This is a genomic window from Corynebacterium sp. UMB8791 (assembly GCF_054166365.1).
Window position 1 is genome coordinate 20,184 of the sequence record NZ_JBSZCG010000164.1, and the last position, 14,641, is coordinate 34,824.

Here is a 14,641-nt window from a genome sequence, read left to right on the forward strand (position 1 = left end):
CACGCTACAATAAGCCCGGATTAGTGCCTATTAAAGGAGAGAGAATGTCCGCCATTATCATTGTCGGCGCCCAATGGGGCGACGAGGGGAAAGGCAAAGCCACCGATATCCTCGGCGGGAAAGTCGACTACGTAGTCAAACCCAACGGCGGTAACAACGCAGGTCACACGGTTGTTGTGGGCGGCGAAAAGTACGAACTTAAGCTACTGCCGGCAGGCGTGCTCAGCGAGAACGCGACCCCGATCCTGGGCAACGGCGTCGTTATCAACCTCGAAGCGCTCTTCGACGAAATCGACGGCCTTGAAGCCCGAGGCGCCAACGCCTCACGCCTCCGCATCTCCGGCAACGCGCACCTCGTCGCGCCCTACCACCAGACACTCGACCGCGTCCAGGAACGCTTCCTGGGCAAGCGCGCCATCGGCACCACCGGCCGCGGCATCGGCCCCACCTACGCCGACAAGGTCGCCCGCGTCGGTCTGCGCGTCCAAGACATCCTCGACGAATCAATCCTCCGCCAGAAGATCGAATCGGCGCTGGACGTCAAGAACCAAATGCTGGTCAAGATGTACAACCGCCGCGCTATTGAGGCCGACGCAATGATGGACTACTTCATGTCCTACGCCGAACGCCTCAAGCCCATGATTATCGACGCCGAAAACGTCCTCAACACCGGACTGGCCGAAGGCAAACACGTCCTCATGGAGGGCGGCCAGGCCACCATGCTCGACGTCGACCACGGCACCTACCCGTTCGTGACCTCCTCCAACCCGACCGCCGGCGGCGCCTGCGTAGGCTCCGGCATCGGGCCGACCAAGATCACGGCGACCCTGGGCATCGTCAAGGCGTACACCACGCGCGTCGGCGCCGGCCCGTTCCCAACCGAGCTGTTTGATAAGTGGGGCGAATACCTGCAGGAAACCGGCGGCGAGGTCGGCGTGAACACCGGCCGCAAGCGCCGCTGTGGCTGGTACGACTCCGTTGTTGCCCGCTACGCCGCCCGCGTGAACGGCTTCACGGACTACTTCCTGACTAAACTCGACGTCCTCACCGGCATCGGCGAAATCCCGATCTGTGTCGCCTACGACGTCGACGGCGTCCGTCACGACGAAATGCCGCTGACCCAGTCCGACTTCCACCACGCCACCCCCATCTACGAAACGATGCCGGCCTGGGACGAGGACATCACCGGCTGCACCACCTTCGAGGAGCTCCCGCAGAAGGCCCAGGACTACGTCCTCCGTCTCGAGGAGCTCTCGGGCGCGCCGATCAGCTACATCGGCGTCGGCCCTGGCCGCGACCAGACCATCGTCCGCTTCGACGTGATGGACCGCTAGCTTTCTGCTTCCTCCGAAGTTCGGGACCTGGGAGACGCTCCCAGGTCCTCTTTTTTGCTCGGGCCGAGGGGTGGATATGTGCCTCTCAACTTTATTCGGAAAATCGTGAACAAAATTGCGCTTTTTGTGACCGCGCACACAAGCAAATCTGTTCACAATTTCCCGACTCCGCTCGAGAGCACACCTTCCCCCTCCAGGGCTCATTCAAGCCCGTTCAAGTTTGCTCGCCACATACGCAGCTGAATATGCTGACCACTATGAACGCAGCAATGCCCGAAGAGCAGCAGTCAGAGCAGCAACAGCAGCTCGACAACGAGCCCATCACTCAGCTCGACCCCGCACGGGATTTGAGGTGCGATCCTCGTCAGGTGCTCGTGCTGGGTGACAGCGTGGTTGAGGAGGAACTCGCGTGGTCCTTCAAACAGCTCGGTTTTGACGTGACGCACCTGCACACCTCCGAAATTGCAGCGGAAGACATGCAGCAGCGGTATCCGTCGTTGACGGTGGCGGGAGCCGGGGTGGACCCGGAGGTGCTCAAGGAACTGGAGGAGCGCGCCGGGTCGATTGTGGCGCCGTCGGTGGAGGCGCAGGAGCTGTGCAGTTCGCGTGAGGGCGTGCGTGCGACGGCGACGGATTCCTTGGGCTTGCCGACGTTGCGTTGTGAGTTCGTCCGTTCTCCGGAGGAACTGGAGGAGGCGGCGTTGCGGTTGGGTTTGCCGGTCGTCGTGAAGCCGGGGCGCTCGTCGGAGGGGCAGGGCCAGACGGTGCTGCGGAGCGAGCAGGACCTGCACGCGGAGGTAACCACAGCGTGGGAGGCGGCTGCGGAGGTGGACCCGGAGGGTCCGGTGGTCGTGGAGCGGTTTATTGAGTTTGATTTTGAGTTGACGATTTTGGCGGCTCGTTCGGTGGACCCGGCGACGGGTGAGTTGGCGACGTGGTTCTGTGAGCCGATCGGTACGCGGCATGTGGGTGGCCGTTTGGTGGAGGCGTGGCAGCCGGCGGTGTTGTCGGAGGCTGCGGCGGGGAACGCGAGATCGATTGCGGCGCGGATTACGGGGGCGCTCGGCGGGCAGGGCTTGTACGCGGTGGAGATGTTCGTGGCCGGTGATGAGGTGTACTTCTCGGATGCGCGGCCGCGGCCGTCCTTGGATGGGTTGCTGACGCGTGCGACGCAGCGCCTGAACCAGTGCTCGCTGCATGCGCGGGCGGTGATTGGTCTGCCTATTGACGCCACCTTGGTCAGCCCGGGCGCAATGGTCCTGGTGGAGGATGTTGTCCCGAGCGTGGATGGCCTTGCGAAGGCGATGTCGGTGGCGGAGACTGGTGTGCGTTTTGTGGATGGTGCTGCGGTGGTGACGTCGACGGGTGAGTCGGCGCAGGAGGCGCGGGACCGGGCGACGCTGGCGGCGTCGCGCCTCTGAACCGGGCCTGTGTTGGATTTGGACTAGTTTACTGGTTTAATTGACAGATTACTGCAATCTTTTTTAGAGATGGAGTTGTCTGCGCATGAACACTTCCCGGTTGGGTATGGCGGTGGTTGCTGCGGTGGTGGCGTCGTCAATTGTGGTGCCGCAGGCGTCGGCGCAGATTGATGTGGAGGCGGCGAAGCCGTTTCTGAACGTGGTTGCGCCGGATTATGCGCAGGCGCTGCATTCGACGGAGGCGCTGTTTTCGCCGGGGAATCCGGATGATCCGGCGACGGTGAGTGGTTCGGTGAAGCTGCCGATGGAGGTGGCGCGTTCGGCGCGGACGGTGAGTGCGTCGGCGAAGGTGCTGACGAACCGCAAGGGGGAGCCGCTGGGGCGGCCGGTGATGGTTGATGATGGTTCGGGGAATTTGACGCCGGCGTTGCATCCGGGGACGTGGGCGCCGGTGCGTCGGGAGCCGATTCGTGTGTTCGCGCAGTGGTATGAGGGCGTGTATACGGAGCATTCGTCGCCGACGTTTTTATACGGAGGTGGATGAGAACGGGAACTTTTCGCTGAAGCTGCAGCCGTATGTGGATGCGCGTGGGGTGGAGCGTGAGTTTTTGGCGGATGCGACGGTCGGCGTGGTTGGTTCGGGTGATCGCGGGCGTGATCAGTTGCGTGAGAAGCTGCGCGTCTGGGTGGAGCTGCCGGAGAGCGTCCGGGATGACTACCGCCTGATCCATCAGCCGGCGGGTATTGTGCCGCCGACGAATTGGTTGGGCAATGTGACGCCTTCGTATGAGACGAATGGTTGGTGGCGTGGCGGCAAGGTGAATGGGTTCTTTGTGGCGTACCAGGACCGGAGGAACTCGGCGCAGCATCTGAAGGACCGCTCGAAGTGGGTTGAGAATGAGGGCTCGGGAACTCCGTTTGGTGTGTACACGGGGCAGATGTTCTGGAATACGGTGGATACGCCGTATAACCGGCGCTACCAGGAGTCGATGACGAACAATACGGGAGATGCCCCGGCCGTTGGGATGATGGTGGTCGGATCGTACCTGTCGGATGAGGCAGTGGCGAAGACGCGCGAGTATGGCCGGGAGCACTTTGGTAAGAAGGTTCGTAGCCGATCGTGGACTCCGGAGGATGAGAAACAGCTTCAGCTTTGGATCAATGAGCAGGTTGCGAAGGACCAGAGCTGGATCGCGGAAACCGCCGTGACCACGACGGACGAGAACGGCGATTTCAACCTGTACTGGCGCGGTACCTACGGTGACACTTACAGCTATCCCGGTCTGGTGGGCAGTTGGCATCACCGGGTTGCGGAGTCGTGGGATGAGGGCTCGTGGGCCAAGGGCAATATGTATTCGAAGCATATTAACTGGGATTGGTCGTTCGTCTCGATTTTGACCCCGGATGGCAAGGAGCTGCCGAACAACGTCGGCGCGATCCACCCGTGGGCGTTGGGGTACTGGGGTGGCCCGGGGCCCGGCGGTAGTTTTGATTATTGGTCGGGGTCGGACGTGCCGTGGTTAAAGCTTTCGGCAGGCTCGGCATACGCTGGGTCGACGCTGGTGAGCTCGCCGCGCTACGCCTTATCGACGGCCCCCTTGAAATTCCACGTGGAGAAGCGAAACACGTTTAACAACTGGGCGCCTCCGGGGGAGACGGTTCGCACGTTTGGTTCGGGTGTGCCGCTTTCGAAGGGGTTGAGCTACAAGATCGTCTGGTATGACGATGAAGGCGAACGGGTTCACGAGTGCAAGGCAACGACGCCGGATGACCAGGCGCGCATTGAGTCGTGTGACTTCAAGGTGCCGGATGATGCGAAGAAGGGCGATACGTACATTGCCCGCCTGTTCTACGCGTCGGACGCTGGCAACGTGCAGGCGATGCTGGCGCAGGATTCGTTTGCGGTGACGCACATGTTCCTGGAGTACGGGGATTCGGTGCAGGCGGCCGTCGGCAGGGCGGCGGAGGCGACGCCGAGCTTTGATAACCCGGATTCGGATCCGGTGGAGGAGAAGCCGGAGCGCGCGGAGTTCCAGCTGGGTTCGTTGCCGTTCGGGGTTGATGCATCCCAGGTGAGTGTGGATGATGAGGGCGTGGTCCGTTTCACGCCACGCATGGACCAGGTTGGCGAGCGCATTGAGATTCCGGTGGAGATGCTGGACCCGAGCAACAAGATCCAACGTTATGATGCGCAGGGTTCGCAGGGCCCGGGCTCGCGTCCGGTCTCGGCCGCGATTGCGACATTCGTGCCGCACGTTGCCCAGTACGCCTTGGAGTACAAGGAGCAGCAGGTGGAGCCGGGGCAGACGGCGAAGTTCCCGGCGCCGACGTTCGATGACCGCGCGACCAAGAAGCATGAGAAGCTCACGTTCGAGGGCACCCAGTTCGAGCTGGAGCGCCCGGTGGAAGGAGTGTCTATCGACGCCGACACCGGCGAGCTCACGGTCGATGTGTCACACCGCCAGCTCACTGATGTTGAGGTCCCGGTCGTGGCGCACGTGCCGTACGAGGACCCGATCCGCGGCGTGGCGAAGGTTCACCTCCGCAGGCCGCTGCCGGTACTGAGCACGGTTGAGCAGCAGTCAGTAGCTGCGGGTGCCCACCAGGAGCGTCTGGTCCCGACGGTGGAGCACGCCGGCAACGCACAGGCCCGACTGGAGCGCATCGGTGCCGAAGGGAAGTCTGTTGAGGGCGCCTCAGTAGACCTGGACCTGGATTCTGGCGCGATGCTGTTGACCGTTCCGGTGGAGACCAAGCCTGGCGATGACTATGTGATTGTCGTCTCCGCGCTCTCTACCGGCGAAGAGATCGGCCGCATCCCGCTGCGCGTTACCGAGAACGTCGCGGACCTCTACACGCCGAAGTACCAGGGCGCGACGACGAAGGCCAACGGGGATGTCACGCTGGACAACTTGGGCGATGCCCTGCCGAAGGATGCAGAGGTCTCCGTCAGCGGGCCGCTGGACTGGGGCGTTACCGTCGAAGGCGATGCGGTGAAGCTGCACGCGCCGAAGCACGCGACCCCGGGCACCGTGGTCTTCGATATCACGGTGCGCTACAAGGACGGCTCCTCCGACGTGATCCCGGTGCGCGTCCGCGTGGCCGCCCCGGTCACGACGACAGCGCCGACCTCCACCACACCGACCTCAGCTGCCCCTACGGCGACGGTGTCGACGTCCACCGCGACGCCTGAACCAGCACCGGTGACGACGAAGGGGACGTCGACAAGCGAGGCGACCTCGCAGGCCCCGACCACCCCAGCGACCGCGCCGGGCACCACCCCAGTGCCGACCACCTCGTCGGTCCCGATTCCGCCGGCGGACGCCCGCGCGAACTACGCGGATCCGAACAGCGCGCTCGGCCGTGTGCCGGTTGACATGGGCGGACGCGCCATGACGCGCGACCCGTTCGCCGACTCGCTGGCGCTGGTGCGCAGCTACGAGATGCATGCCCCGGCGGGCGCGCACGGCTGGGAGTTCACCCTCGACGAGAACACCGGCCAGATCCACGCGGTTGCGCCGTCGCAGGAGTTCCTGGCCGCGCTCTTCGAGGAGGCCTATGGCAGCGCCCGCGACGGTGTGGTGCAGCTGCGCCCGCCTGTGTGGGCCCAGTTCGCGGTGGATTTCCAGCACGTGCTTCGCCCGGCGGTCAACGTCATCGTCGAGCACGAAGACGGCCGTGTTGAGCTGGCCACAGCAGCCTTCGAGCTTCTCGACGCCCACAAGCACCCACTGCTCGACCGCACAGCGGACGCCGACGGTGACGGCGTGTCCAACCTCGACGAGTTGGAACAGCGCACGAACCCGTTCGCCGTACCAGCCCCAACCCCGACCACGGAGCCGGACCAGCCAACCGAGACCACTACCCCTGCCACCCCAACCACGACGGCGCAGAAGCCGGATTCCGGTTCGGAGCGTTGGGAAGTGGAGAAGTGCATCGCGGTGTCCGTCACTACTGGCGTGCCGCTGCTGTTGCTGCTGCCGCTGGGCATTGCGGCGCAGGAAATCCCTGGCGTGCAGCAGGCGTTTGCTCCGATGCGCAAGGCGATGGCCGACGCGTTCGGCCCTGGCGGCCAGTCCGGCGTGAAGAACCCGGAGATCGCGCTGGCTGGCGCGGGCTTGCTGGCGTTTGGTGTGGCGCTCAGCGCGCTGATCTACACGCAGTGCGGGCCAGAGGTGAACAAGGACGGGCTGAGCAGTAAGAATCCTTGATGGGACTTCTGCGGTTGAACATGATTACGGGCACCGGGACTTCGAAAATAAACGGTGTCGAAATTATGTTCGAATCGTTGATGATCGATAGGGTACCGGCGCAATAGTATGTGGGTATGTCGCTGAATCCTCTTGAGTCCGATCCACCGGAGTTTGGCAGCCAGCCCCATTGCTACATCCCAACTGAGCATAGTGATGACGGCGGTAAACGTTGGGACGTCACCGAGGAATTCGCTGAATACATCGCGTGGCTTCGAAAAGATCGAAAAGCGCCGCGTCAATATGCGAAGGTCAGCGGGGACTTTCTTGCCAAACTTAACTGGCTCAACAGGCCTGGGAGCTGCCTCGATGAAGCGGATAACGTTGAGCTTTCGGACTCAGTCGTAAACGAGGATGGAGTACATCGAATTCCTGTAGGGAGAAAGGTTGAACCGACGCAATTGCCTAGTGATGTAAGCCTGATCTGGATGGGGGAGTTATACAGCCAACACGACAATCCGGCGTCGGCTCACCGGGTCTACTTCAGCGATGTCTCTGACCTGGAGGGGAAACCCCGGAAACGAGTCATTGTGGGTGGTGGCGGCACGAAAGATCAAACGCGACAAGGTAGGCAGACAAAGGATATTGCCAGAGCCATGGTTTCGGTGACTCGATTCGCGGCTGATGAAAAGAGCCAAGTCAGACCACCCGACCCCACTATGTATGCAGATTAAGCTAGTTGGATACAATGTCAGTAAGTTAAGCTATATATTGACTTTGTTGAGATGGAGGTGAAATTCAAGATGAACAGCATTCTCGATCAGTTGTATGAACAAGATAAAGCTGGCATTGACCAGCAGGAGGTGTTCATTGAGCTTATCCACAGTATGCGGACTTTGCGTAAGGAACGTGGATTATCGCAAGAGCAAGTCGGCGAGCGAATGGGCGGATTGTCCAAGGCGAGGGTGAGCCAAATTGAATCCATCAATCCCGTATCCAACCTGCAGCTTCAAACCTTGGCGGACTATGCGGAGGCGATTGATGGTTTCGTAAGTATCGTCGTTTTTAAGCGTGATTCATATCCGACTATCACGGAGGAGCGTGCACGGCGAGCGCAGTATGACACTCGAGAAGCCACTTACGATGTCGAATTGGTGAGTGAAGATATCGATCTGGCTCGAGAGTTTGAAGAATATGTCACGTCGGATTTCCAACCGATACACAGGTGATTCAAGTGGTCGACAATGTTTACGAACTGTCCAACAGGTTCTTTAGCCACTCAACATTTAGCACTCCCGCAGTGGCAGTGGTTCCAACGCCGAACGGCCCCAATCCTCATGGAAAGGCCCCGTTGAGTCTCGGCGCACAGCTTCCGACTCTTAATGAGGCAAACGCTCAAGATGTGGTGAAGGTTCGGTTGAACCTTGCTTTAAATGAGCCGGGGAAGGTGTATTACACCGTTCAGGCTGAAGGTGTGTGGGATAAGCGGGAGGATAGCCCTCAATTCGACTTGGACACATGGGAAACGTTTGTCTGCGATATCGCTCTTCCGCAGCTCTTTGCCGTCTGTAAATATGAACAGGTGGCGTTGACTCGTAGCCGCCAACTGATTCATGCTCGCTTTTCGCTCGATACTGAAAGTCGCTTTATCGGTGATATGAGGCAGCGTCTGCGTACTGAAAACTCCTGATGTGGCGATCGAGCAGGTCACTTTATAGATCGGCGTGCTGGGGGAGGAAGCGCCGGAGTTTCCGTCGGTCTATCTCAGCTTCTGTGTAGAAAACTCGAAGTAGACCGACTTATGTCAATCAATAGAGTGCCCCTATTGGGGGGTGTTTCGCCCTTCTTGGAGAATTCTCGCCATCACTTTGGCTGATCTTTGTCGGGAAAAACTCAGGGAGGAACTCGTTTCGGCAATTGCCGGATAAGACACTGAACTAAAGGTCTGGCACAAATGTCGTGAGCGCTACGTTTGTGTTTCGGTGGATGTGTTTGGGCTCTATTCCCGTTGGGGCTCAAAGAATGTTTGGCGGTAATCCGCTTGACTGCTGTTGAAAGTCAAAAGAAATAGGGCCGTTATCAATCCATTCTTAAAACGCTTTAACCAAAAGAAAAGTAACCGGCCGGAGATGGGGCTTCAGTTTGAGTCGATGCAGGCTGCCGTGGATTCCGGCCGAATAGGCGCTGAATGCGGGCGGAATTGTGCAAGTTTCTTGCGAAAAAGGATTCCCGGAACGGTGCACTCCTGTCGATATTGTTTAGTTTCGGGAAAGGTCTGTGCACCTTATTGACGGGCACGGACACAACTTTCTGGACATTCAGATCTTCGGGAAGAAGGAAGAAACATATGCGAAAGAGCATCACGGCACGTCGCGGCACTTCGATTGCCGCCGCGGCGTTGTCCTTTGCACTGGTGGCCCCGCTGGCTCAACCTGTTGCGTTTGCACAAGACAACCCGCCGGCTTCTGCTGCTCCTGCCTCAAGCGCTGACAAGGGCGCCCAGCAAGGCGAGGGTAAGAACAAGCAGGTGCCAAACGCCATCTTTACTAAGGGTGGCTGGCGTGATTTCTATGGCTATCACGGCTGGGCGTACATCAATAAGGATGGCCGCCACGATGACTTGTCTTCGAACAATGAGCCGCTCAAGGGCAATGTCATCTACCTGCAGTACGTGACCAAGAACGGTGAGGTCTCGCCGACGTTCTATACCACGACCGATTCTGAGGGTCGCTTCTCCTTCGACCTGTCTGAAAACGTGACCAACGAGGTCGACGCGCCGCCGTTCTGGCTGGCCGCCGGTGGCGTTCGCGTCCGCGTGTGGGGCGAGAACCCGGATCCAAGCAAGTACTCGGTGGTTGCCGCGGGTGACTTCAACTCGGGTCGTTACACCTCGATTACGGACCGTGTGCAGGAATCTTGGAACTTTACTGCAGGCCCTGCTGGTTCCCGTATTACCAACGGCCGTTTTGTGCTGGAAGAGAAGCCGAACCACGTTGGTTGGTTGGCTAAGCCGGAGAAGGATTGGACCCGAGCCCTCGATGGCGAGACTGGTGAGCCGACGGTTGATGGTCAGTTCCCGTACTACGGAGACTTTGGCGCGATCAAGAGCATTGCCCACCCGAACGAGTCCATGGTGTGGTGGGAGACTGGTGAGTCTGCCGGTACCTTGCCGGGTTACTACAAGTACCAGCCGAGCCGCGGCGATCGCGCCGCTGGCGGAATCGAGATTGTCGCGTCGTACCTCAACGACGAAGTCGCGCGTCAGATTGACGCCTGGAAGAACGAGAACCCGAACTACACCGTTGAGCAGGAGCGTGCGAACCAGGAACGCATCATCAAGGCGTACCAGGATGAGCACGGCGAAGGCTCCCACATTGCGGAGACCGTGGTTGCCCCGTCTAAGGACGACGGCACGATTTACTTGCCGTTCAAGGGCACGCTGGGCTACTCGCGCGACAAGGCCAACTTCGGTGTGAACAATGTGGTCAGCGACGAAGACTGGGGCAAGGTCGCCGACGACTATCAGAACCAGTGGGTCAACGTGTTTACCGGTGCTTCGTTGTACGACGTGCGCCACATCAACACTGACTACATGTACATCTACCCGAACATCGAGGGTCGCGACGTGAAGAACTCTGCGTTCGTCGCCAACATGTTCATGAACTACGGCGACCAGGGCACCGTTATTGCTGGCGCGAACATGAACGGTCTGCAGTTCCCGTTGATGACTGCACAGCCGATCTTCGATATTCCGGAGTACAACTCCTACGACAACAAGGGTCGTCCCGGCTCCAAGGTGACCACGAAGACGTCCGGCCTGCTGCCGAACACGGAGTACGCAATCCGTTGGTACGCCACCGCCCCGGACGGCACCCAGACCGAGATCAAGGACGCGATGTGCAAGATCAAGAGCGATGACAAGGGTGCGCTCGAGTCTTGTGATTTCCAGGCTCCGGAAGACCTGAAGGAGACAACCGTCTACACCGCTGCGCTGGTTTCTGTTGACCCGGCTTCCGGTGAGCCGTCTGATCGTTGGGAGATCGCAGACTCCTTCACCGCTGTTGTTCCTGAGCCGCTGCCGTTGGGTTCGGTGGGAACCGATTTCCCGGATAACGACGTCACGCCGCTGTTCAAGGATCTGCCGGACAATATGAAGGAGGGCGCTGAACCGTCCTACTCGGCTAACGACTTGCCTGCAGGCCTGGAGATCGACCCGAAGACCGGCAAGATCACCGGCAAGCCGACCACCCCGGGCACCACCGAGGTCATCGTGACCCGCGAGGTCGAGGTCATGGTCGAGCAAGAAGTGCCGGTGCTTGACGACGACGGCAAACCGGTCTACGAAAACCCGGACGAGCAAGATCCGGAAAAGCGCGTCGAGAAGACCGAAAAGAAGCTCGTTCCGCAGAAGCGTAAGGAGCAGGTGGTCACCAAGATCACGGTGACGGACACCAAGCTTGCCGACGGCGTTGTCGGCGAGCCGTACGAGCAGGAAGTGAAGCCGGAAGGCTTTGACAAGCTGCCGCAGGGCTACAAGCTGAAGGAGAAAGACCCCATCAAGGAGGTTAAGGGCCTTCCGGATGGGCTGAAGTTCGAGAACGGCAAGATCATCGGTACGCCGACCGAGAAGGTTGACGCCTCCGAAGAGGAGCCGAACGTCACCGTCACTTACACGTTGGTGGATCAGGATGGTAACGAGACCGAGCACACCGACGTCGTGCCGCTGAAGGTCACCGACCAGGCCGGCAAGTACGACCCGAAGGGTAAGGATCAGGAGGTTGCGAAGAATTCTGAGCCGAAGGCTGAGGATTCGATTGCGAACAAGGAAGATCTTCCGGAGGGCACCAAGTACGCCTGGAAGGATGCTCCGAAGACTGACACTTCCGGTGACAAGCCAGCTGTTGTTGTTGTGACCTACCCGGATGGCACTACCGATGAGGTGCCGGTGACGGTGAAGGTTGCTAAGGATCAGGCCGAGCAGTTCGACCCGGAGGGTAAGGACCAGGAGGTTGCGAAGAACTCTGAGCCGAAGGCTGAGGATTCGATCGCGAACAAGGACGAGCTTCCGGAGGGCACCAAGTACGCCTGGAAGGATGCTCCGAAGACTGACACTTCTGGTGATAAGAAGGCTGTGGTCGTTGTGACCTACCCGGATGGCACTACCAATGAGGTGCCGGTGACGGTGAAGGTTGCTAAGGATCAGGCCGAGCAGTTCGACCCGCAAGGTAAGGACCAGACGGTCGAAACCGGCAAGAAGCCGGAACCGAAAGACAACGTCAAGGATGCGGACAAGCTGCCGAAGGGCACGACGTTCAAGTACAAGGAAGATCCGGATACCACTACCGCTGGTGATAAGCCGGTCACCGTCATCGTGACCTACCCGGATGGTTCCACCGACGAGGTTGAGGCCAAGGTCGTTGTTCAGGATAAGGTCACGCAGGCTGACCAACATGATCCGCAGGGCCAGGACCAGACGGTCGAAACCGGCAAGAAGCCGGAACCGAAAGACAACGTCAAGGACGCGGACAAGCTGCCGAAGGGCACGACGTTCAAGTACAAGGAAGATCCGGACACCTCTACCGCTGGTGACAAGCCGGTCACCGTCATCGTGACCTACCCGGATGGTTCCACCGACGAGGTGGAGGCCACCGTGAAGGTGGAAGATCCGAAGACGGAGGATCCGAAGCCGAAGCCGAAGCCGGAGCAGCCGAAGAAGTCCGACGCTGACACATACGAGCCGCAGGTCCAGGACAAGACCGTCGCGCCGAATGAGGTGCCGGAAGCCAAGGACCACGTGACCAACGTCGACGAGCTGCCGGAGGGCACGACCTTCGAGTACGAGCAGGCTCCGGACACCTCTACTGAGGGCGACAAGCCGGTGACCATCGTCGTCACTTACCCGGACGGCACCACCGACAAGGTTAATGCCAACGTCAAGGTGCAGAAGAACGCGACCGACGCCGACAAGAACGATCCGCAGGGCCAGAACCAGAAGGTCGAGACGGGTGGCACCCCGGACGCGAAGGGCAACATCAAGGACGCCGACAAACTGCCAAAGGGTACGTCGTTCAAGTACAAGGAGACCCCGGATACCTCGAAGCCGGGCGTCTACGACGTCACTGTTGTTGTGACCTACCCGGACGGCTCCACCGACGAGGTGCAGACGACCATCACCGTCGGCACCGACGCCGAGCGCTTCGTGCCGGAGTACGACAAGGTCACGGGCATTCCGGTTGATGGCGAGAAGAACACCAACGACCCATTCGGTACCAAGGCGCCGGTGAAGAGCGTTGAGGCGAAGAAGCCTGAGGGCGCTGATAAGTGGGCGTTCACCCCGCAGGACAACGGCGTGCTCACAGCGAAGGCGCCGTCGATGACGGACGTCTCCGACGAGTTCAAGGCGAAGCTGCCGGAGCTGAAGAGCACTGACGTCGAGAAGCGTTGGGACAAGTTCTTTGAAACCTTCACACCGTTCGCCCGCCCGGCCGTCGAGGTTGGCTTCACCTACGAGGACGACTCGACAAACAGCGCGACCGCCAACTTTGACTTGATCGGCAAGGATGGCAAGTCGCTGCTGGATCCGGACGGCGACTTCGACGGTGACGGCGTCACGAACGAAGCCGAGATCAAGGCTGGCTCCGACCCGGCAAACGACGGCGAGAAGCCAGACACCACCGCGCCGACGGTGAACCCGATTACGGCGGGTGACACAAAGATCTCCGGTAAGGGCGACCGCCCGAACGAGACGATCATCGTCACGTTGCCGAATGGCAAGGAACTTGAGGCCCCGACTGACGCGAACGGCAACTGGTCCGTGAACCTGCCAAAGGGTGTTGAGCTCAAGCAAGGCGACAAGATCAATGTGAGGGACGGCCACGGCAACAAGGCGAAGACTGTCACGGTTGCTGGCAAGGTCAACGCTGGTGCCTGTGCAGCATCCGCTGTTGGCTTCGGTCTGCCGCTGATCGCGTTGCTGCCGCTGGGGCTGGCTTCCCAGATTCAGATCCCTGTGCTGAGTGACCTCGCGGGACAGGTAGAGGCGCAGCTGAAGACTGCGAACACTCGCATCCAGCAGCAAGCTGGCATCTTCAACCCGGAGATGGCTGCTCAGGCTGAGCGCATCAATGCCCAGCTGCGCACCGTCGGTGCTGACCTCGGCATGGTTGTCGCTGGCATCGCGTTGATCGCGGCTGGCGTCCTGGCCGGCACGTTCATTTACGACGCCTGCAAGCCCGGCGGCCCGAGCTCCTCTGTGAAGGACCTGGAGCTGAAGGGGTCCTCCGGTAAGACGACGAAGTTGTCGTCGGAGCCTGCAAAGAAGGAAGGCAAGTCGACGAAATAGCCAGTTGCGCGCGATCCGCTTTGCACCCCCGAGTAGGGGGCCGGGTTGCGTGAAGCTGGACTGAATATCCGATAAGAAAAACTCAAGCTGTGGTCCGTTACCGAATGTGTAGCGGGCCACAGCTTATTTATTTTATGAATTGGGCTATTTGAAGAAGAGGTGTACCACACATGTACTTTTGCGCCGGAAAGCAGGTGTGACAACGTTTCGGGGGGGGGGTAAGTATTTAGATGTACAAAAAGGTAGTAATCCACCCGTCAATGGACTATACGGAGGGCGAAAGTCGACGTTTGTAAGTCTGTGACCTGCGAAATTAGAAAACAGCTGTACGTAATCTGTGGCCTGTATGGATTG

At 59.9% G+C, this 14,641-nt stretch carries 8 protein-coding genes; all 8 read left to right on the plus strand.

What is annotated here, in order from left to right:
* Positions 1-44: 44 nt before the first annotated feature.
* The 8 genes from ACXIUA_RS11045 (at position 45) to ACXIUA_RS11080 (ending at position 14,287) form a co-directional block, all read left to right on the plus strand.
* Entirely contained in the window at positions 45-1,334 is a 1,290-nt protein-coding gene (locus ACXIUA_RS11045) for an adenylosuccinate synthase (protein ID WP_070361829.1), read from the plus strand.
* Positions 1,335-1,591: 257 nt separating this feature from the next.
* Positions 1,592-2,755: an ATP-grasp domain-containing protein gene (locus tag ACXIUA_RS11050; RefSeq protein ID WP_457976861.1), complete on the plus strand. Its 1,164-nt coding sequence runs from the start codon at positions 1,592-1,594 to the stop codon at positions 2,753-2,755.
* A gap of 85 nt (positions 2,756-2,840) precedes the next feature.
* Positions 2,841-3,299 carry a hypothetical protein gene (locus ACXIUA_RS11055; protein WP_457976863.1) on the plus strand — a complete coding sequence of 153 codons (459 nt, stop codon included), beginning with the start codon at positions 2,841-2,843 and terminating at the stop codon, positions 3,297-3,299.
* Entirely contained in the window at positions 3,292-6,966 is a 3,675-nt protein-coding gene (locus tag ACXIUA_RS11060; RefSeq protein ID WP_457976864.1) for a YPDG domain-containing protein, read from the plus strand. The genes ACXIUA_RS11055 and ACXIUA_RS11060 overlap by 8 nt, the downstream gene beginning before the upstream one ends.
* Before the next feature lie 116 nt (positions 6,967-7,082).
* A complete protein-coding gene (locus ACXIUA_RS11065; RefSeq protein ID WP_457976865.1) occupies positions 7,083-7,679 on the plus strand; it encodes a hypothetical protein in 597 nt (198 codons plus the stop codon).
* 69 nt (positions 7,680-7,748) lie between these two features.
* The gene (locus ACXIUA_RS11070; RefSeq protein WP_256005595.1) at positions 7,749-8,174 is read left to right on the plus strand and encodes a helix-turn-helix domain-containing protein; all 426 of its coding nucleotides are present in this window, start codon (positions 7,749-7,751) and stop codon (positions 8,172-8,174) included.
* 5 nt (positions 8,175-8,179) lie between these two features.
* Complete coding sequence (locus ACXIUA_RS11075; protein WP_288792596.1) at positions 8,180-8,635, plus strand: hypothetical protein; 456 nt, start codon at positions 8,180-8,182, stop codon at positions 8,633-8,635.
* Positions 8,636-9,292: 657 nt separating this feature from the next.
* Positions 9,293-14,287, plus strand: coding sequence for a Rib/alpha-like domain-containing protein (locus ACXIUA_RS11080; RefSeq protein WP_457976866.1), 4,995 nt, complete (start codon positions 9,293-9,295; stop codon positions 14,285-14,287).
* Positions 14,288-14,641: the final 354 nt, after the last annotated feature.